Below are 20,212 nucleotides of genomic sequence, written 5' to 3'. Positions count from 1 at the left end.
TCCCGTCGCGGCCGTTCGCCCCCGGCCGTGGCCGGCCGCGCCAGGGCGCGCCGAGCCTCAGGCGTAGTGCTCGTACGGTGCCAGCACCGCCCGCTCGATCCGCCGTCGGACGTGCTCCGCCAGGACGGCCAGCGGTGTGGAGACCGAGGCCGGCACCGGGACCGGCGACCGGATGGCGCGGGCCGCCGCCGGCAGCTCCGCGAGGTCCGCCGCCAGCCGGGCCCGGGCGTCCGCCAGCGGGGCCCGCGGCGTGCAGCGCACCCCGTCGCGCATCAGCGTCTCCAGCAGCGGCACGCTGCCGTACGGCACCGGCTCCTCGGCCAGCCCGATCACATCGCGGCAGCCCGGGTGCCGGAAGACCTGCTTCCGGCCGGGCGCGGTGACCTTCGCCGACGACAGCTTCATCACCGGCCGCCCGTCGTACGCCACGAGCTTGTACGCCGAGTCCAGATACGGCGCGTCGGCGCTCACCCCGACCCGGGTGCCCACCGCGAACACATCGATCGGCGCGCCCGCCCGCACCAGGTCGTCCACCGCGAACTCGTCCAGCCCGCCGCTGGCCACGATCCGCACCCCCGGCAGCTCCGCCCGGTCCAGCGTCGCCCGGGCGCGGACCGCCAGGGCCCCCAGGTCGCCGCTGTCCAGCCGGATCGACGCCCCCTCGGCGCGGTCCATGGCGTGCAGCACCCGGGCCGCCGCGGCCACCCCGGAGTCGACGTCGTAGGTGTCCACCAGGAGCGTCACCGGCCCCGGGTGGGTCCGCAGAAAGGCGGCGAACGCGGCCTCCTCGTCCTCGAACGCCTCGACGTAGGAGTGCGCCATGGTGCCCACCGCAGGCAGGCGTTCGGCATGGGCCGCGGCGACGTTGCTGGTCCCCGCGAAGCCCGCCATCGCCGCCAGCCGCGCGGCGCGGAAGCCCGCCTCGGTGCCGTGCGTCCGCCGCAGCGAGAAGTCCACCACCGGCCGCCCGCGGGCCGCCAGGACGCACCGCGCGCACTTGGCGGCGACGGCGGTCTGGTGGCTGAGCTGGTTCAGTACGAACGTCTCGACGAGCTGGGCCTGCGGCAGCGGCGCGGTGATCTCCAGCAGCGGTTCGCCGGCCAGCACCACCCGGCCCTCCGGTACCGCCCGCACCTCGCCGGCGAAGCGCAGTCCCAGTAGCGGCGCCAGCTCCGCGACGGGCCGGCGCAGCGCCTCGGCGAACACCTCGACGTCCTCGGGTCCGATCCGGAAGCGGGAGAGGTAGTCGAGCACCGACTCCACCCCGGCGGCGACCAGGAAGCCCCGGTCGGCGGGGAGTTCCCGGACGAAGCAGCTGAAGGTGGCCGGCCGGGTCATGCCCTCGCGCAGATACGACAGGGCCATGGTCACTTCGTACAGGTCGGTCGTGGTCGGACCGGCCGTCGTCGCGTCCGGCATCGCCGGCTCCTTCCCGGGGCGGGCCGCGGCGGCGGGCCAGGGTGGCGCGACCCGGCCCACCGGCCCGCGGGCGGCCTCAGGCCAGCTCGTCCGCCCAGCCGTAGAGGGTGCGCCGCTCGTGGCCCGGCGGCGCGGCGCCGGCGCCCGCCAGGTCGCGGTCCGCCAGCCGGATCAGCTGCCCGGCGAGGTCCTTCAGGGCCCGGCCGGCCGCCAGCTCGTCCCCGATCACCGGGACGTCGGGGTCCTCGGGGTTGCAGCGGGCCCGGCCGTGCCCGGTCAGCGCCCGGGTCCCGGTGTCCAGTTCCACCCGGGCCCGGGTCGTCCCGTCCTCCTCGGTGACGATCAGCCGGACCGGCCACTCGGTGCTCTTCGCCATGGCTCACCTCCGCGGTGCCCAGGGGCCGCGCCGGGCGGGATCCGCTCGCCGCCCCCTGCCACCCATTGTTCCGAACAAACCGCCCGGCCCGCCTGTCCGCCCGGCCCGCCTGTCCGTGCGGGAGGCCCCGGTGAGACGGGCGGGCGGCTCACTCGTGCGGCACCAGCGCGACCGGGCACGGCGCGTGGTGCACCACCGCCTGTACGACGTGGCCGATCCGCGGCGCCGGGAAGCGCAGCTTGTGCCGGCGGCCGACGACCAGCAGCGCGGCGTCCGCGGCGTCCCGCAGCGCCGCCCGCACCGGGCTCTCCAGCTCGACCCGGGTGTCCAGCGCGACCTCCGGGAACTTCTCCTGCCAGGGCCGGAGCGCGTCCGCCAGCTGCTGCCGGGCGTCCGCGACCGTCTGCTGCGCGGCGACCGGCTCGACCCCGCCGCCGCGGTTGTACGCGTGCGCGGGCAGATGCCGGCCGTGCACCACGCGCAGCGGGACGCCCCGCCGGGCCGCGCTCCCGAAGGCGAATGCCAGCAGCGCCTCGCAGGGCTCGTGCAGGCTCAGCGCGGCCGTCACCGGGGCGCCGGGGGCCTGCGCCGCGGCGCCCAGCGGGGCCCGGACCAGCACCGTCGGGGTGCGGGTGTGCGCCACCACCTGGAGGCCGAGTTCGCCGATGGTGTAGCGCGCCACCGCGCCCACGTCCCGTGCCCCCAGGACCAGCAGCGACGACTGGCCGGCCGCCTCCTTCAAGGCGGTCAGCGGGTCGTCGGCCACCAGGGCCTCCTCCACCGGGAGGTCCGGGTGGCGGTCCCGGATGGCGGCCCGGGCGTCGTCGATGATGCGGTGCGGCCAGTAGTTCCGCTCGTCCTGGCCGCCTGGTCCGGGCTCCGGCGCCGGCTCCGGCCCGGCACCCGGTTCGGGCCCCAGCAGCACCCAGGCGTGCAGCAGCCGCAGCCGGGCCCGCCGCAGCTCCGCCTCGTGGGCCGCCCACAGCGCGGCGGCGGTCGCCTCGGGCGTCCCGTCGACGCCCGCGGTGATCACGTCCTGCATGACCTCACCTCGCTCACGGTCCGCTCGCCGCCGACGGGCGCGGCGGCGAGCCGCCGGGACTTCGGACTCACTCATCCAGTCTCCGACGGACCGGCGGCCGGCACCGGGCGGGCGCCACCGGGCGAGTGGCCCGGGGGCGGTGCGGCGGACCGGGGGCGGTGCGGCGTACCGGGGAGCGAGGGGCCCGTCCCGGCGGGGGACGGCGGTTCGGGCCGGCACTTCAGGCCGGCGGAGGCGCCTCCTCCGGATGCTGCCGTCGCCAGCGTGCGTGGGCCGGGCTGCCGGGGCGGGCGTCGAGATGGGCGGCGCGCACCCGCCGCAGGACCGCCTCCCCGTGCCGGGCGAGCGGGCCGTCGCGGTGCCAGGCCAGCAGATGCCGGTACCACAGCGGGTTCCCGGCCAGCGGACGCACCGCGACCCCGGGCACCTCGATGAACGTGGCCTGGCACAGGCTCACCGCCAGCCCCGCCCGGACGATCTCGACGAGCTGCCGCCCCTCGGCCTCGTAGGGGATCCGGAGCCGGCGGCCGGTCCGGGCGCAGACCGACGACCAGTGCTCGCGGGTGCGGTCGCCGTCCATACGGGGCGCCGCCCAGTCCTCCTCGACGAGCCGCTCCAGAGCCACCGCCGCCGCGGCCGCCAGCGGATGGTCCGCCGGCAGCAGCGCGAAGAGCGGCTCGGTGACGAGCGGGTGCAGCAGCACCCCGTCGGGCGCCGGCAGCTCCTGGCCGGGGTGGGCGCCGAGGACGGCGGCCTCCAGGCGGCCGGCACCGAGGTCGTCCAGCAGCGGCCCGGACGCGTGCTGCCCGCGCGCCGTCACCTCCGTGCCCGGCAGCAACTCCCGCACCGCCAGCAGGAGATGCCCGAGGAGCGGGGTGCCGACCGCGCCGACGCGGAGCCGGGTGGGGGCCGCGGCGCGGCGCGCGGCCCGCTCGGTGTCGGCGAGCAGCTGGTCCACGCCCGGCAGGATGGCGTGGGCCCGGGCCAGCACCAGTTCGCCCAGCGCCGTGGGCGCCGAGCCGGCCCGCCGGCGGTCGAACAGCGCGCCGCCCAGGAGGTTCTCGATCCGCCGCAGCTGGGCGCTCAGGCCCGGCTGGGTCATCCGCAGCGCCGCCGCGGCCCGGGTGAGGCTGCCGGCCTCGGCGATCGCGCACACCACGCGCAGATGCCGTATCTCCAGATCCATGAGCGGATGTTATGGACCGCCGGGAGGTTCCCGACAGGGTGTGCCGTCCCGCAGGCTCATGTGGCGTCCCGCACCCCGTGCCGGGAGGACGCCCACCCATGTCGCCGGGCCGGCCCACGGCGTGCGCCGCATCCCCCCGCGGGCGAGACGGGCGGAACGCCCACGGAACGCCCCACGCCCCGAATCGCCCCACGCCCCCCGAAACACCCCACCGACAAGGAGGAACCCATGACCGGAGCCCGCCCCACCGCCTGGCACACCGTCAGCCACGACCTGCCCGTCTCGCCGGAGCTCGAACGGTTCCTGGCGGGCGGCTGGGCGCCCACGCCGCTGCCCGACGGGATCCGGCTGCCCGCCGCCGACCGCACCCCGGCCCGCCGCCGGCGCCTGTCCGCCCGCTTCCCCGGCGAACGGCTGCTCATCCCCGCCGGGGACCTCACCGTCCGCTCCAACGACTGCGACCACCGCTTCCGGCCGCACAGCGCCTACGCCTGGCTCACCGGCCTGACCGGCGAGGACCAGGCCGGCCACGTACTGGTCCTGGAGCCCGACGGGTCGCGGGGGCACGAGGCGGTGCTCTACCTGCGGCCCCGTTCACCGCGCAGTGACGGCGGCTTCTACCGGGACCGCCGGCACGGCGAGTTCTGGGTCGGCCGCCGCCCCGACCTCGCCGAGGCCGAGCGGATGACCGGCCTGCGCTGCGCCCACCTCGACGAACTCGGCGCACCGCCCCCGGGCCGCAGCGCCGCCACCGACGGCGAACTCGCCACCGTTCTCAGCGAGTTGCGGCTGGTCAAGGACGCCTGGGAGATCGCCCAGCTCCAGCTCGCCGTCGACCACACCACCACCGGATTCGAGGACGTGGTCCGCGCCCTGCCGCGGGCCCTCGCCCACCCGCGCGGCGAGCGCTGGATCGAGGGAGTCTTCGGCCTGCGCGCCCGCGCCGAGGGCAACGGCACCGGCTACGAGACCATCGCGGCCGCCGGCGCACACGCCTGCGTCCTGCACTGGATCCGCAACGACGGCCCGCTGGACGCCCGGCAACTGCTGCTCCTGGACGCCGGCGTGGAGACCGACACCCTCTACACCGCCGACCTCACCCGCACCCTGCCGCTCTCCGGGCGCTTCTCCCCGGTGCAGCGCCAGGTGTACGACGTGGTGCTGGCCGCCCAGGAGGCGGGCATCGCGGCCCTGAAACCGGGCGCGCGGTTCCGCGACTTCCACCACGCGGCGATGCGGGTGATCGCCGAGGGCCTCACCGACTGGGGCGTCCTGAAGACCCCCGAAGGGGACCTCCACCGCCGCTACACCCTCTGCAGCAGCGGCCACATGCTGGGCCTGGACGTCCACGACTGCGCCCGGGCGCGCGCCACGGCCTATCTGGACGGGGTGCTGGAGGAGGGACAGGTGCTGACCGTCGAGCCCGGCCTCTACCTCCAGCCCGACGACGAGACGCTCCCGCCCGCACTGCGCGGCATCGGCATACGGATCGAGGACGACCTGGTGATCACCGCCGACGGGGCCCGGCTGCTGTCGGGCGCCCTGCCGCGGACGCCGGACGCGGTGGAGCGCTGGATGGGCGAGCTGCTGGCGGAATGAGCCGAATGAGCCGCCGGCGCGGCCCGGGACCGTCCAGGAGGCCGATGCGGACCCCGGCGCCGGCAGCGACTAGCGTGGTCGCCTGCGGAGGACGCCGCCCGGGTGGACAGGGGCCGGCGACGGCGCGGAAGGAGCGGAGAACATGCAGGTCGGAGCGGTGCCCCGGTGAGATTCCTGCATACCTCCGACTGGCACCTGGGCCGGTCCTTCCACCGCGTGAACCTCCTCGCCGCCCAGCGCGCGTTCCTCGACCGCCTCGTCGAGACGGTCCGCACCCGGGACGTCGAGGCGGTGCTGGTCGCCGGCGACGTCTACGACCGCGCCGTGCCGCCGCTGGCCGCCGTCGAGCTCTTCGACGACGCCCTGCACCGGCTGGCCGCGCTCGGCGTGCCCACCGTCATGATCTCCGGCAACCACGACTCCGCCCGCCGCCTCGGCGTCGGCTCCGGGCTGATGCGCCGGGCCGGCATCCATCTGCACACCGACCCGGCCGACTGCGCCACGCCCGTCGTCTTGGAGGACGCGCACGGACCGGTCGCCTGCTACGGGCTGCCGTACCTCGAACCGGCCATGGTCCGCGACACCCTCGGAGCCCCGCGCGCCGACCACGCCGCGGTGCTCGGCGCGGCCATGGACCGGGTCCGCGCCGACCTCGCCACCCGGCCCGCCGGCACCCGCTCGGTGGTGCTGGCGCACGCCTTCGTCACCGGCGGCACCGCCAGCGACAGCGAGCGCGACCTCACCGTCGGCGGCGTCGCCTCCGTCCCCGCCGCGGTCTTCGACGGCGTCGACTACGCGGCCCTCGGTCATCTGCACGGCTGCCAGACCCTCACCGAGCGGATCCGCTACTCCGGCTCGCCGCTCGCCTACTCCTTCTCCGAGGCCGCCCACCGCAAGTCGTCCTGGCTGATCGACCTCGACGCCGACGGCGGCGTGACGGCGGAGCGGGTGGACTGCCCGGTGCCCCGCCCGCTGGCCCGTATCCGCGGCCCGCTGGAGCAGCTGCTGGACGACCCCGCGCTGGCCCGGCACGAGGACTCCTGGGTCGAGGCCACGCTCACCGACGGCTCCCGCCCGGCCGAGCCGATGGCCCGCCTCACCCGACGCTTCCCGCACACCCTCAGCCTGGTCTTCGACCCCGACGAGGCCCCGGACCGCCCCTCCGCCTCCTACGCCCAGCGGCTGCGCGGCCGCAGCGACCAGGAGATCGCCGAGGACTTCGTCGCCCATGTCCGCGCCGGCCGCGGCGCCGACGACGCCGAACGCGCCGAACTCCGCTCGGCCATCGACGAGGTACGGGCCGCCGACGCCGTCGAGGAGGTGGCCCGATGAGGCTGCACCGGCTGACCCTCACCGCCTTCGGCCCGTTCGCCGGCAGCCACACCGTCGACTTCGACCGGCTCGCCCGCGACGGCCTGTTCCTGCTGCACGGCCCGACCGGCGCGGGCAAGACCTCCGTCCTGGACGCGGTCTGCTTCGCGCTCTACGGCTCGGCGCCCGGCGCCCGGCAGAGCGGCCAGGCCCTCCGCAGCGACCTGGCCGACCCCGCCACCCCCACCGAGGTGGTCCTCGAACTCACCGTCGCCGGGCGCCGGTTGGAGATCACCCGGCTGCCCGAGCAGCCCCGCCCCAAGAAGCGCGGCACCGGCACGACGAAGGAGAAGGCCCAGAGCCGCCTGCGGGAGTTCGCCCCCGCCGCCGACGGTGCCCCGGACGCGGGGGAGTGGCGTGCGCTCAGCCGCTCCCACCAGGAGATCGGCGAGGAGATCGGGCAGCTGCTCGGCATGAGCAAGGAGCAGTTCTGCCAGGTGGTGCTGTTGCCCCAGGGCGACTTCGCGCGCTTTCTGCGGGCGGACGCGGAGGCCCGCGCCCGGCTGCTCGGCCGGCTCTTCGACACCCGGCGGTTCGCCGCGCTGGAGGACCAGCTCACCGCCCGCCGCAGGGCCGCCGCCGACCGGGTCGCGGCAGGCGACGAACGACTGCTCGCCCTGGCCCACCGCATCGCCCAGGCCGCCGGCGACACCCCGGACCTGGCCGACCCGTCCGTCCCGGCGCCGTTCCCCCGGCTCTCGACTGCGCTCGAACAGGGGAGACCCCATTCCCGGCCCGCCGTGCCCGCCCAGGCCGGGCCCGCCGGCCGCGGCGCCCGCACGTCCCGCGGCACCGCACCGGCCCGCCCGGCGGACCCGGACGGCGCCGCCGCGCCGACGCCCGGCGAGCCCGGCTTCGCCGACGCGGTGCTGGCCCGGGCCGCCGTCGCCCGGTCCGGCGCGCGCGAGCGCCTGGACGTCGCCCGGGTCGCGGTCGCCGCCGCCGAGACCGCCGAACGGGCCGCGGCCGGGCGGCTGGAGGAGGCCCACGAGCGGGACCGGCTCCAGCGCCGCCACGCCGACGCCCGGCAGCGCGCCGACCGGCTCGCCGCCCGCGCCGGGGAACGCGACCGGCTCCGCACCCGGCTGGAGCGGGCCCGGGCCGCCGCCGAGGTGGCCCCCGTCCTCGCCCTCCGGAACGCCGCCTGGCGGGAGCTGGCCGCCGCCCAGGACGCCGAACGCCGCCACCGCGCACCGCTGCCGCCCGCACTCGTCGACGCCGGGGGCGACCAACTCGGTGAAGAGGAACGGGAGTTGCGCGCCCTCCTCGGCTCCCTCACGGCTGCCCGGCGGGCCGAAGGGCGCGCCGCCGACCTCGTCCGGGAACGCGCCGACCTCGACCGCGAGGCCCGCGCCGACGAACAGACCCTGCTGGACACCGCCGAGTGGCTGGCCGACTGGGACGCCGCCCGCGAGGCCCACCGGCGCCGCATCGACGACGCCCAGGAAGCCGTCCGGCGCGCCGAACAGCTCGCCGCGCAGCTCGCCCCGGCCGCCGAGCGGCTCGCCGCCGCGCGCCGCCGCGACCGCCTCGCCACCGAACTCGCCGAGGTCGAAGGGCAGTTGCTGGCCGCCCGGGAGCGCGCGGCGGCGGCCCACGAGCACTGGCTGGACCTCAGGGACCGGCGGCTGCGCGGCATCGCCGCCGAACTCGCCGCCGGCCTGACGGACGGCCGGCCCTGTGCGGTGTGCGGGTCCACCGCCCACCCGGACCCGGCACGGGCCGGCGCCGGCCACGTCGACCGGGCGGCCGAGGAGGCCGCACAGGCCGCCCACCGCCGCGCCGAGGACGCCCGGCAGCAGGCGGAGGACCGCCGCCAGTCCGTCAAGGAGTCCCTGGCCGCCGCCACCGCCGCGGCCGGCACCACTCCGACCGCCGAACTCGCCGCCCACGTCGAGCAGTTGACGACGGAGGCGGACCGCGCCCACACCGCCGGCGCCCGCCTGCACGCCGCCCGCGAGGAACTGGCCCGCGCCGAGCGGGAGTACGAGCGCCGCCGCGACGACCGCCAGCGGGCCGAGCGCCGGGCCGCCGCCCGCACCTCCCACCGCGAGGCCCTGGACCGCGAACGGGCCGCCCTGGAGGCCGAGCTGGCCGAGGCCCGCGGCGACTGCGCCAGCGTCGCCGACCGGGCGGCCCGGCTGGAGGCGCAGGCCGCCGCCCTCGCCGCCGCGGCCGAGGCGTCCCGTACTGCCGCGGCCTGCGCCGAGCGCCTGAAGGAGGCCGACGCCCGGCTCTCCGACGCCGCCTACGGCGCCGGCTTCACCACCCCACAGGACGCCGCCGACGCCGTCCTCCCGGACGCCGAACGCCGGGCGCTGCAGCGGCGCCACGACGACTGGCAGGCCGAGGCCGCCGCCGTCGCCGCCGAACTGGAACGCCCCGAACTCCGCGCCGCCGCGGCCCTGCCCGCCGCCGACCCGGACGCCGCCCGCACCGCCCACCAGGCCGCAGCGGCCCGGCTGCGCACCGCCACCACGGCCCTCGCCGCCGCCCGGGAACGCTGCGCCGCCCTCGACCGGCTCTCCGCCGACGCCGCCGCCGACGCCCGCGAACTGGCCCCGCTGCGCACCGCCTACGACCGCATCGCCCGTCTCGCCACGCTGGCGGCCGGCACCTCCGCCGAGAACGAGCGCCGGATGCGCCTGGAGTCCTACGTCCTGGCCGCCCGTCTCGAACAGGTCGCGGCCGCCGCCACCGCCCGCCTGCACCGGATGTCCGCCGGCCGCTACACCCTCGTGCACTCCGACGATCGCGCCGGCGGAGCCCGCCGCTCCGGCCTCGGCCTGCACGTCATCGACGCCTGGACCGGCCAGGAACGGGACACCGCCAGCCTCTCCGGCGGCGAGACCTTCTTCGCCTCGCTCGCCCTCGCCCTCGGCCTCGCCGACGTCGTCACCGACGAGGCCGGCGGCACCCGCCTGGACACCCTCTTCATCGACGAGGGCTTCGGCAGCCTCGACGAACAGACCCTCGACGAGGTCCTCGACGTCCTCGACGGCCTGCGCGAACGCGACCGCAACGTCGGCATCGTCAGCCACGTCCCCGACCTCAGAACCCGCATCCCCACCCAACTGGAGATCGTCAAGAACCGCACGGGCTCCACCCTCCGCCACCGGACACCGACCGGCACTTGAGGCCCGCCCCGCCATGCCGCGAAGCCCTCATTGATGCATATCGGGGCGAATCGCCTGCCTGGAAAAGAAACCGGGTAGTTGGTTTAATGGTTGACGTGCCGCAGCTGTTCCGTTCGCCCCCGCGCCCGTCGCACAAACCGTCGTCGTTTCGCTCCCCCTGGCCGTCTTGAGCAGGAGTCACCCATGACGATGCAGGCGAGGGCCGTCTCCACGCGCAATGCCCTGATCCGCTCCGCGGCGCAGACGTTCGACCAACATGGCTACGCTCACGCGACGTTGTCCGGGATCAGCTCCGGAGCCGGCGTGAGCCCGGGGGCGCTGCACTTCCACTTCGACACCAAGGCAGCCGTGGCAGCGGCCGTGGAGGCGGAGGCGGCCCGTACGCTGCAGGGCCTGGCGCGTCACGTACGGCGCAAGAGTCCTTCGGTGCTGCAGGCCCTGGTCGACACCAGCCACGTGTTCGCGCAGCACATCCGCTGGGACGTGGTGGTGCGCGCGGGCCTGCACCTGAACTCCGAGGCGCCCCAGGCTCTCGACATCAATCTCCGCGAGCGCTGGTTCACCTGCGTTCACGAGATGCTCGACCGGGCCGTGGCCGACCGGACGGCGTTCCCCGGTGCGACGCACGACGACGTCACCGCGACGATCGTGGCGGCCACCGTGGGAGCCGAGTCCCTCGGCCGGCAGAACCCTGACTGGCTCTCCAGGGACTCCCTGGCCGGCCTCTGGCGGCAGTTGCTGCCCGGGCTCGCCACGCCGGAAGCGTTCGAGAAGCTGGATCTCGCGGGCACGGAGTCGGTCATCAACGCCGCGGGCGGCGCGATCGGCCCCCGTGAGGGCCTCGCCAGGGCGGTACCTCGCGCGAGGAAGGGCCAGTCGGGCTCCCGTGCGCACGCCAGAGGGGGCACGGCTCGAAACCTCCAGGCCGGCCCGGGGACGACGAGCCCCCTCAAGTGACGGATCGACCCAACAAGGACCAACGCCGACAGCCGGGTACGTCATGTTCGCCCGGCTCATGCAGCCTGGATGAGGCCGGGCGGCGGAGATCCACGCGTACCGCTCAAGCGGAGGACTGCGCGCCCAAGCGCACCACTTCAGGCATAGACCGGCACATCGGCACTGCCACCGGCTACCGCACCCTGCGTCTGGTGTGCGTGCCAGATCCGGGCGCCGCGGTCCGGCGAGGTGTCCAGCTTTGCCAGTACACCGGGCACGGCGATGCTGGGAAGCAGGTGATCGTAGAGCCGGGAAATGCGGAGTTCGAGAGACTCCCCGTCCTTGAGATCGGAGGTCACGATCTCCACGCCGGTCCATGCCGCGACGATGATCATCGCGGTTTGCTCCGGAACGGTGTTCGGCAGCAGTTCGCCCTGCGCCTTGGCCAGGGCGAGGTACTCGCCCATGAGGGTCGCCCAGGCCGTCCAGGACGTGCCGAACATGGTGCGGGCCTTCTGGTCGGCCGACAGGCGAATAGCGGCACTCAGCATGGGTTCTCGCGGCACCCGGTGCGCGAGGACCAGCCCCAGGTCCACACACTCCTGAAGTTTGGACTCCTGCGGGATGACGCCCTCGGTGGTGACGGCCTCGGCGAGCACACCCCGGGCCAGGGCTTCCTTGGAGTCGAAGTGGAAGTACAAGGCGCCCTTGGTCACGCCTGCCCGCGCGATGATCTCGGTGATGGTCGCGGACTCGTATCCGAGCTGGTCGAACACGACGCCCGCTGCCTCTAAGATCTGCCGGCGCGTCTGTATCGCCCGTGCCTGCTTCGCCATGACGGACCCTCCCTCACTACCGCACGCAGCTCACCTCCCCGATTGAGCGAGTGCTCTGTGGTGGTGTACCTCTGCATTGAAAATCAAACCGGTGAGTACGTATCTTATCATCAGCCAGCCGAGCGCTGTCTTCGAGGTACCGAGGGGGTCCTATGTCCAGGCCATTGTTCAGGCCCGACCACAAAGAACGTTCTGCCGCACCGGAAGGGAGCTTGCCACTCCCCGCGACGCAGTGCGTCGAATCAAGCGCACGCGTGCCCAAGAGTTTCGTCCATCTCCGGCGCGACGACTCCGTACTGGTCACGGGCTGGCAGCGTTCCAGCGCCATGAACTACCAGGTCACGGCCAGTTGGCCGGCGCCGGGCAACGAGGTGCCGGGCCGTGGGTTCCGGAGCGGGACCATGACGGTCGCCCAGACGGTGCGGCAGGCCGGACTGCTGCTCGCGCACGCGGAGTTCGGGGCTCCTCTGGACTATGCGATCCTGCTGCGCACCTTCGATTTCGCCTTCGACATGGATTTTCTGGGAGCCGAAAACAAACCGGCCGACCTGATTATTAATGTCGCGTGCGAACCCACCAAGACGCGCGGCCGTGCCATCAACAGTCTGCTCCTGACGATGAGCATCCACTTCGAAGGACGGCAAGTCGGCACGGCGAGCACCAGCTTCGAATGGATCCCTCCGGCGGTCTTCCGCCGCCTCCGGGGTGCCCACGCCGAGGCGGTGAGTGAACAACCGCCGCTGTCGGCTCCCGTCGCGCCGGCTCAGGTGGACTGCACCACCGATGTCGAGGTGGTGCTCGCCCCCACGGACGACGCCGGCCGGTGGCTGCTGCGCAGCGACTTCCGGAACACAGCGCTGTACGACCATCCCGTCGACCACGTTCCCGGCCTCGTGCTGATCGAGGCCGCCCAGCAAGCCGCCCGTTTGGTGGCGTCACCAAAGACCTTCCGGGCGTCAGCCGTCAACACGGTTTTCCACCGTTACGTCGAGTTCGACAGCCCTTGCTCGATCGAAGCGCGCCCCGGCGAAACTGAGGTCGAGGGCGCCACGGCGGTGTCCGTAACCGGCTATCAGAACGGCGAATTGGCATTCACCGCCGTCCTCACCGGCTCCAGCTGCTGACGTTCGGCCATCGCCGCGGACAGCGGTAGCGCGAACGGGCCGACCGGCTGCCCGAAAGGGACAGCCGGTCCAGGCCCGGCCACGGTGCCATCCACACGACAGTTCCGTGGCATACCGCAAGCGGGTATCTCCCGTGCCCAGGTGTCACACCATGGTGTAACCACCGTCCACGGGCATTACCGTTCCCGTGACGAAAGACGACCGGTCGCTGCACAACCACGCGACCGCCTGGGCGATTTCCGCAGGCTCGGCGGTACGAGCCTGCGGAGTCGCCTGGTGCAGCTGCTCCTCCAGCCCGGGGTTCCGGTCGAACCAGCCGGCAATGATCTCGGTACGGGTCGTACCGGGCGCTACCGCGTTGACGCGGATACCGTGCTGCGCGTATTCGGCAGCCGCCGCCTTGGTCAGTCCGATGACGGCGTGCTTGGAGGCGATATAGGGCGCGGCAGCAGGAATTGCCTGCAGCCCGGCGACACTGCTGTTGTTGACGATGGATCCGCCCGTACCGCAGTCCAGCATCGCGGCGATCTGGTGTTGCAGGCAGTGCCACACGCCACGGACGTTGATGTCCATGATTTCGTCGTACGCGTTCTGTTGCATCAGGTGCATGGGCTCCTGATCGCAGCCGATGCCCGCGTTGTTGAACGCCAGGTCCAAGCGCCCGTACTTCTCCACCGTGAATTCGACGGCACGTTTCACGTCTTCGTCCTGAGACACGTCCATGGCTATGCACGATGCCTCGGCGCCGGTTTCACGGATTTCCGTCACGAGAGCAGTGAGGCGGTCGACCCGGCGGGCCGCAAGCACCACCGACGCACCTTCTGCCGCGAAAATCTTCGCGGTTGCCGCGCCTATCCCGCTGCTCGCTCCCGTAATCAGGGAAACCTTGCCGGACAGCAGGCCGTTCTTATCAGTCATGCCGGGATTCTGCCATCGTGCGTGGTGGGCCCGCACACCGCGTGGGCAGGGCGGATCTTCAACTCGCAAAGCTCAGCGGGACGCCGGCCGGAGGGTCAGGTTCGGACCGGACGTCGGGGGACCGGTGAGGAGTACACGACGCTGGTGGCCACCTCGCCCAGGGTGCCGATCCGGCCCGACACCTCCTCCAGGTGCTTCATCGACCGTGCCGCGACCTTGATGAACAGGCAGTTCTCGCCCGTGACATGGTGCGCCTCCAGGATCTCCGGCGTGTCCGCCACCAGGTCCCGGAACGGCCGGCCGTCCCCGCCGGAGTGCCGCAGCCGGACGAACGCCAGCACCGGCAGCCCGACCCGCTCCGGGTCGATCACCGCCGCGTACCCGGAGATCACCCCGGACTCCTCCAGGCGCCGCACCCGTGCGGACACCGCACTCGGCGACATGTTCAGCGCCCTCGCCAGCTCGGCTCGGCCCATCCGCCCGTCGTGCTGCAGGACGTCGAGGATGCGCCGGTCGGCGTCATCAGGGGAGTATCCGGTCATCCCCGCTGTCTAGCAGGGGAGTCACCGGCAGAGCAAGGGTCTCCGGCGGACCGATCGGCCGGGCCTCGGCAGCCGGTCCCGGCCCTCCGCTGAGCGCCGCGGCCGGCCCTCGCGGGATCGTGGTGGCCGGCCGCGGGAGTGGGTGACCCGGTCAGAGGGCCGAGAGTTCGGTCAGCAGGTCGTCCAGGCCGAGCGAGCCCTGGGACAGCGCCGCCATGTGCCATGCCTTCAGGTCGAAGTCCGCGCCGTGCCGGGCGCGGGCGGCCTCCCGGCCCTGGAGCCAGACGCGCTCGCCGAGTTTGTAGCCGATCGCCTGGCCGGCCATGCCCTGGTAGCGGATGATCTCGCTCTCGACGTAGTCGGCCGGGCGGCTGCTGTGCGCGGCCATGAACGCGTGCGCCAGCTGCGGCGTCCAGCGCTCGCCCGGGTGGAACGGGGAGTCGGCCGGGATCGCCAGCTCCAGGTGCATGCCGATGTCGATGATGACCCGGATCGCCCGCATCATCTGGGCGTCCAGATAGCCCAGCCGCCGCTCCGACGTGGTCAGGAAGCCCAACTCGTCCATCAGGCGCTCGGCGTACAGCGCCCAGCCCTCCACGTTGGCGCTGACCATGCCGACCGAGGTCTGGTAGCGCGACAGCCGGTCGGCGACGTGCGCCCACTGCGCGAGCTGGAGGTGATGGCCCGGCACCCCCTCGTGGTACCAGGTGGAGACCAGGTCGTAGGCCGGGAACCGGGTCTGGCCCATGGTCGGCAGCCAGGTGCGGCCGGGCCGGGAGAAGTCCAGCGACGGCTGGGTGTAGTACGGGGCGGCGGCGCCGCCGGGCGGGGCGATCCTGGACTCCACCCGGCGGACCCGCTCGGCGAGGTCGAAGTGGGTGCCGTCCAGCGCGTCGATGGCCTCGTCCATCAGCGACTGGAGCCACTCCCGGGTCTCCTCGACGCCCTCGACCGCCTCACCGTGCTCGTCGCACCAGGCCAGCGCCTCCCACGGGGTCTTCGCGCCGGGCAGGACCTTCTCGGCCTCGGCCTCCATCTCGGCCAGCAGCCGGTGGAACTCGGACCAGCCGTAGGCGTACGCCTCTTCGGGGTCGATGTCGGCGCCGTTGTAGTAGCGGGCGAGCCGGGCGTACCGCTCGCGGCCGACCACGTCCGGCGCGCCCTCGATCGCCGGGGCGTAGACGTCCCGGAACCAGTCGCGCAGCTCCACCAGGGCGCCGTTGGCGGCCTCGGCGGCCGCGTCCAGCTCGGCGCGCAGCGACTCCGGGCCGGGGGCGGTGAACTCGGCGAACCAGCCGCCGTCGGTGCCGATCCACTCGTCGAGCTGGCCGATGACGGTGGTCACCTGGAGCGGCCCGGCGGGGAGGTTCTGCTCCAGGCCGGCCTGGAGGGCGGCGCGGTAGCCGGCCAGCGCGGCCGGCACGGCGCGCAGCCGCCGGGCGATCGCCGCCCAGTCCTCCTCGGTGTCGGCGGGGGTGAGGAGGAGCGCCTCGCGCACGTGGTGCGGCGGCGAGCTGAGGTTGCTGACGGCGCGCAGCCCCTCGCCGGCGTCGTGGACGGCGAGTTCGGCGGTGAGTCGTTCGCGCAGCAGCCGTGCGCAGACCTTCTCGGCGGGGCTGTCCGCGCCCGGCCGGGCCTCGGCCTCGGTGAGCCTGTCCAGGGTCGTACGGGCGAGCTGCGCCACCGCTTCCTGGCCCTCGGGCGAGAAGTCGGGGAGCCTGCCGGAGCTCTCGGGGACGCCGAGGAAGGTGCCGGTGATCGGGTCCAGTTCGACGAGGGCGTCGACGTAGGCGTCGGCGACCTGGCGGGGCAGCGGACCGCCCGCGGGAGTAGTGGTGTTGGACATGCGGGCCATCCTCGTACGGATCGGCCCGCCGCGTCACCATCATTCCGTCGGACGGGCCTGTCGCGGCCGGTACCGCTCTCCTCCGGTACCGGCCGCACCGGCTCAGCCGCGCCGGGAGCCGTCCCGGAGGCGCAGCTGCGGGCCGTCCGCACGCCGGGCGGGGAGGCCGCCGGGGCGCGCGGTGATCACCAGCGTGCCCTCCTCGATCTGGTAGTCCAGCGGCAGCCCCAGGCCGCGCATGGCCGCCACCATGCCGGTGTTGGACGCCTTGGTGATGGCGTAGACGCTCTCGCAGCCGGCCTCGGCGGCCATCGCGATCAGCCGCCGCAGCAGCTCCGTGCCGATGCCGCGCTGCTGCCAGGCGTCCTCGACGAGCAGTGCCACCTCGGTCTCGTCGCCGTCCCACAGCAGGTGACCGAGGGCCACCAGCCGCCCGGAGGCGGTCTCCACGGCCAGCGTGCGGCCGAACCGCGGGCTCAGCAGATGCCCGAGATAGCGGTCGGCGTCCCCGACCGGGCCGTGGTAGCGCTGCGCCAGCGTCCGCGTCGAGCAGCGCTCGTGCATGGCCCGGGCGGCGGCGAGATCGCCGGTGTCGACGCGGCGGACGGTGATCTCGTTGCCCTCCGGCAGCGTGAGCACGTCGCGCCGCGGCGGTATCCGCTGGCCGAGCCGGGCGTCCAGCTCGACCAGTGCCCGCACCCGGGCGAACTCGGTGGGGGTGAACGGCACCTGTGGCCGTTCGATGGTGAGCGAGCCCCCGGAGGGGTCGCGGAACTTCATGGTGTGCTCCTCCAACACGCCCTCCGCGGGCACTTCTTCGGCCTGCGGCTGGCCGGTGAGTGACCGGGCGGGCACTGAGTGGATGGTGCAACGGCCCAGCAACTGCCGCAGGGCCAAGGGGAGTTCGGCGGAATCCAGGGCCGTGCGGGTGGCCAGGCCCAGCATCCGGGTCGGCGCGTCGGCGAGGTCGTGCGCGTCGGCCCGCTCCAGCCAGACGTCGCTGCCGCCGGCGCCGGCGACCGTGCCGGTCAGCTCCGCGGGGGCCAGGCCGGCCGGGGTGCGCAGCAGGAACTCGTCGACCGTCCCCGTGGACAGCGGGTGGGCCTGCAGGCTGAGGATGTCCACCCGCAGCGTGGCCAGCGCCGTGCACAGGGCGGCGAGGCTGCCCGGTTCGTCGCGGACCGTGGTCCGCATCCGCCACAGCGCCGTCTCCGGGGCGCCGGCCTCGGCGGCCGGTCCGGCCGGCGCGGTGGCTCCGGCGGCCGCGGGATCGGTCGATGGCGGGGCCGTCTCCTGACGGCGTGCCCACCATCCCCGGCAGCCCACCGCGGCCAGCAGGGCCAGCGCGGCAACGCACAGCAGCACCCGGCCGGACGGCCCCGGGAGCAGGGCGTCGACGGCGGCGTCGGCCACCGCCACGGCCGTGAACAGGGCGGCGAGCGCGACGGCGGCCCGGCGCCGGTCGGGGCGCCGGACGGAACGGGCGGAGGTCGCTTCAGTCATGCGGACAGCCTCGCGGACAGGTGTTGCCTGGTCGCCAACACCTTGTGTCGGACGGGTAAAAGGCGCATTGGGCACATTGGCCTCTACTGTCCTACCCGTCCCGGTTGCAGCGTTTTGGTGAACAACACCTCGCCGCCCTCCTGACGCAGCCGCACCGTCAACTCCCCGCTTCCCCCGTCGATATCGACCTCGCCGAAATACTGCGGACTCTCCGCCGGGGAGACGTTCGCACGCTCCGGTGCCTTGATGAACGGCTGCTCCGGCCCGAAAGTTCCATCGAGCTTCACGGCCGGGAAACCGCCCGCGGAGAGCGGCCCGGACACGAACTCCCAGAACGGCTCGAAGTCCTTGAACGCCGCCCGCTCGGGCGCGTAGTGCTGCGCCGAGGTGTAGTGCACGTCCGCCGTCAGCCACAGGGTGCCGGTGATCCGCCGGTGCTTGATGTGCCGCAGCAGCTCGGCGATCTGCAGCTCCCGCCCCAGCGGCGCCCCCGGGTCGCCCTGCGCCACCGCCTCGAAGTTCACCGGGCCGTCCGTGACCACCAGCCCCAGCGGCATGTCCGCGGCGATCACCTTCCACACCGCCCGCGACCGCGACAGCTCCCGCTTGAGCCAGCGCAGCTGCCCGGCGCCCAGGATGCCCTGCGGGTCGTCGGTCTGCCGGCCGGGGGAGTTGGCGTCGCGGTAACGGCGCATGTCCAGCACGAAGACGTCCAGCAGCGGCCCGTGCCGCAGCACGCGGTACACCCGGCCCCGGGCGTCCGGCCGGAGCGTCCGCACCGGGAAGTACTCGCCGAACGCGCGCAGCGCCCGCGCGGAGAGCACGTCGGCGTCCTTGACGCGGTACCGGTCGTCGTCCAGCAGCTGGCCCGGATACCAGTTGTTGTGCACCTCGTGGTCGTCCCACTGGATGATCGCCGGTACCTGGGAGTTGAACCGGCGCAGGTTCTCGTCCAGCAGGTTGTAGCGGAACGCGGCCCGGAACTCCGCCAGTGTCTCGGCGACCTTGGACTTCTCCTCCGTCGTGACGTTCCGCCAGATCCGGCCGTCCGGCAGCGTCACCCGCTCCGGGATCGGGTTGTCGGCGTAGATGTTGTCGCCGCTGCACAGGAAGAAGTCCGGGTCCCGGCGCCGCATGTCCTCGTAGATCCGGTAGCCGCCGCGCTCGGGGTTGATGCCCCAGCCCTGGCCGGCCAGGTCCCCGGACCACAGGAAACGCGTGTCCCGGCGCCGCTCGGGCGCGGTGCGGAACGTACCGGCCACCGGCTCGCCCGTGCGCTCCGGATGGTCGGGGTCGGCCAGCAGCACCCGGTAGTGGATCTGCTCCCCGGCCGGCAGTCCGTGCAGCGCGGTCACACCGGTGAAGTCCGTGCCCGGTCCCAGCAGCGGCCCGTGCCACGTACGGGCGTTGCGGAACGACTCGGTGGCCGCGGTCTGCACCACCATCCGGGCCGGCCGGTCGGACCGCGCCCACACCAGGCCGGACGACGCGGTCACGTCACCGGCCTGCACTCCCCAGGAGGCGCGCGGCCGGCCGCCGTGCACCAGTGCCGGTGCGGCTGCCGCCGGCGCGGCCGCGGCCACCGTGGGCAGCGCCATCGCCGCGGACCCCGCCGCTGCGCCCTGCAGGAGCGACCGCCGCCCGAAGCCGCCGCCGGAACCCTGGCCCATCTCGCACCTCCGTGCTGCGTCCGATCTCGTCACGCCCCGTTCGTATCGCCACCCGGTGCCCTGCGGGCGAACTCCCGGTGAACACCCGCCGTATGACCCCGGATCGGACCAGCGTCGCAGGACCATCGACCGATCGCCAGGGACCGCCCGCAACGCCTACGGTCCGATAACGCGCCGCCGCCCGGCGGCCCCACGAAAGGCGCCACCCATGCCCGACCTCGGCACCGCATCCCTCCGCCTGGCCCGCCCGTCCCGCGACCTGGCCGCCGCCGCCCGCTTCTGGCAAGACGGGCTGGGCCTGCGCGAGCTCTACCGCCACACCTCCGAGGCCGGCGAGCACTCCCTCCTGATGCTCGGCCTGCCGGACGCCACCTGGCACCTGGAGCTGACCCTCGACCCCACGGGCGCGCTCCATCCGGCACCCACCCCGGACGACCTCCTCGTCCTCTACCTGGCCGGGCCGGTCCCCGGCGACCTCGTCGCCCGGCTGGAGCGCTGCGGCGGCACCCGCGTCCCCGCCCACAATCCCTACTGGGACGCGTGGGGCGTCACGATCGAGGACCCGGACGGCTACCGCCTCGTCCTGTCCACCCGCGACTGGAACAACGCCCAATACCTGGCCGCGCCTTGAGACCACCGCTCCCGCCCGTACCCGAAGCCCGCGCGGAGCGGCCCGCTTCCCGCGCGGGGAACGCCGCCGGACGGCA

At 74.3% G+C, this 20,212-nt stretch carries 16 protein-coding genes; 6 read left to right on the top strand and 10 right to left on the bottom strand.

The window, feature by feature from the left end:
• Window positions 1-57: 57 nt before the first annotated feature.
• The 4 genes from ACRAS8_RS03540 to ACRAS8_RS03525 form a co-directional block, all read right to left on the bottom strand.
• Window positions 58-1,419 carry a nicotinate phosphoribosyltransferase gene (locus ACRAS8_RS03540; protein WP_438484280.1) on the bottom strand — a complete coding sequence of 454 codons (1,362 nt, stop codon included), beginning with the start codon at window positions 1,417-1,419 and terminating at the stop codon, window positions 58-60.
• Window positions 1,420-1,495: 76 nt separating this feature from the next.
• The gene (locus tag ACRAS8_RS03535; RefSeq protein ID WP_438484278.1) at window positions 1,496-1,795 is read right to left on the bottom strand and encodes a DUF1876 domain-containing protein; all 300 of its coding nucleotides are present in this window, start codon (window positions 1,793-1,795) and stop codon (window positions 1,496-1,498) included.
• Between the two features lie 148 nt (window positions 1,796-1,943).
• On the bottom strand, window positions 1,944-2,837 hold the full coding sequence (locus tag ACRAS8_RS03530; protein ID WP_438484277.1) for a universal stress protein: 894 nt from the start codon (window positions 2,835-2,837) through the stop codon (window positions 1,944-1,946).
• A 220-nt stretch (window positions 2,838-3,057) separates the two neighbouring features.
• The gene (locus tag ACRAS8_RS03525; RefSeq protein ID WP_438484276.1) at window positions 3,058-4,023 is read right to left on the bottom strand and encodes a LysR family transcriptional regulator; all 966 of its coding nucleotides are present in this window, start codon (window positions 4,021-4,023) and stop codon (window positions 3,058-3,060) included.
• A 228-nt stretch (window positions 4,024-4,251) separates the two neighbouring features.
• Here ACRAS8_RS03525 and ACRAS8_RS03520 point away from each other — a divergent pair, with 228 nt between their 5' ends.
• The 4 genes from ACRAS8_RS03520 to ACRAS8_RS03505 all read left to right on the top strand — a co-directional run bounded on the left by ACRAS8_RS03520 (window position 4,252) and on the right by ACRAS8_RS03505 (window position 11,087).
• Complete coding sequence (locus ACRAS8_RS03520; RefSeq protein WP_438484275.1) at window positions 4,252-5,622, top strand: aminopeptidase P family protein; 1,371 nt, start codon at window positions 4,252-4,254, stop codon at window positions 5,620-5,622.
• A 165-nt stretch (window positions 5,623-5,787) separates the two neighbouring features.
• Window positions 5,788-6,954 carry an exonuclease SbcCD subunit D gene (locus tag ACRAS8_RS03515; protein ID WP_438484274.1) on the top strand — a complete coding sequence of 389 codons (1,167 nt, stop codon included), beginning with the start codon at window positions 5,788-5,790 and terminating at the stop codon, window positions 6,952-6,954.
• Window positions 6,951-10,130 carry an AAA family ATPase gene (locus ACRAS8_RS03510; RefSeq protein WP_438484273.1) on the top strand — a complete coding sequence of 1,060 codons (3,180 nt, stop codon included), beginning with the start codon at window positions 6,951-6,953 and terminating at the stop codon, window positions 10,128-10,130. Before ACRAS8_RS03515 ends, ACRAS8_RS03510 begins: the two co-directional genes overlap by 4 nt.
• 183 nt (window positions 10,131-10,313) lie before the next feature.
• Complete coding sequence (locus ACRAS8_RS03505; RefSeq protein ID WP_438484272.1) at window positions 10,314-11,087, top strand: ScbR family autoregulator-binding transcription factor; 774 nt, start codon at window positions 10,314-10,316, stop codon at window positions 11,085-11,087.
• Window positions 11,088-11,224: 137 nt separating this feature from the next.
• Here the strand turns inward: ACRAS8_RS03505 and ACRAS8_RS03500 are convergent, their stop codons facing one another.
• Entirely contained in the window at window positions 11,225-11,902 is a 678-nt protein-coding gene (locus tag ACRAS8_RS03500; protein ID WP_438484271.1) for a ScbR family autoregulator-binding transcription factor, read from the bottom strand.
• A 254-nt stretch (window positions 11,903-12,156) separates the two neighbouring features.
• On the opposite strand from ACRAS8_RS03500, the gene ACRAS8_RS03495 reads away from it, so the two are divergent.
• Entirely contained in the window at window positions 12,157-13,026 is an 870-nt protein-coding gene (locus ACRAS8_RS03495; protein ID WP_438484270.1) for a ScbA/BarX family gamma-butyrolactone biosynthesis protein, read from the top strand.
• A 144-nt stretch (window positions 13,027-13,170) separates the two neighbouring features.
• Here ACRAS8_RS03495 and ACRAS8_RS03490 read toward each other — a convergent pair whose 3' ends face one another.
• The 5 genes from ACRAS8_RS03490 to ACRAS8_RS03470 form a co-directional block, all read right to left on the bottom strand.
• Window positions 13,171-13,944, bottom strand: coding sequence for an SDR family NAD(P)-dependent oxidoreductase (locus tag ACRAS8_RS03490; RefSeq protein WP_438484269.1), 774 nt, complete (start codon window positions 13,942-13,944; stop codon window positions 13,171-13,173).
• A gap of 95 nt (window positions 13,945-14,039) precedes the next feature.
• Complete coding sequence (locus ACRAS8_RS03485) at window positions 14,040-14,486, bottom strand: Lrp/AsnC family transcriptional regulator (protein WP_438484268.1); 447 nt, start codon at window positions 14,484-14,486, stop codon at window positions 14,040-14,042.
• Window positions 14,487-14,637: 151 nt separating this feature from the next.
• Window positions 14,638-16,332 carry a DUF885 domain-containing protein gene (locus ACRAS8_RS03480; protein WP_438484267.1) on the bottom strand — a complete coding sequence of 565 codons (1,695 nt, stop codon included), beginning with the start codon at window positions 16,330-16,332 and terminating at the stop codon, window positions 14,638-14,640.
• A gap of 102 nt (window positions 16,333-16,434) precedes the next feature.
• A complete protein-coding gene (locus ACRAS8_RS03475; RefSeq protein ID WP_438484266.1) occupies window positions 16,435-17,835 on the bottom strand; it encodes a GNAT family N-acetyltransferase in 1,401 nt (466 codons plus the stop codon).
• 83 nt (window positions 17,836-17,918) lie between these two features.
• On the bottom strand, window positions 17,919-19,505 hold the full coding sequence (locus ACRAS8_RS03470) for an alkaline phosphatase D family protein (RefSeq protein WP_438484265.1): 1,587 nt from the start codon (window positions 19,503-19,505) through the stop codon (window positions 17,919-17,921).
• Window positions 19,506-19,713: 208 nt separating this feature from the next.
• On the opposite strand from ACRAS8_RS03470, the gene ACRAS8_RS03465 reads away from it, so the two are divergent.
• Window positions 19,714-20,136, top strand: coding sequence for a VOC family protein (locus tag ACRAS8_RS03465; RefSeq protein ID WP_438484264.1), 423 nt, complete (start codon window positions 19,714-19,716; stop codon window positions 20,134-20,136).
• Window positions 20,137-20,212: the final 76 nt, after the last annotated feature.

The organism is Streptomyces sp. S186 (genome assembly GCF_051603415.1).
GTDB lineage: Bacteria > Actinomycetota > Actinomycetes > Streptomycetales > Streptomycetaceae > Streptomyces.
This window is presented reverse-complemented; position numbering and strand designations above follow the sequence as displayed.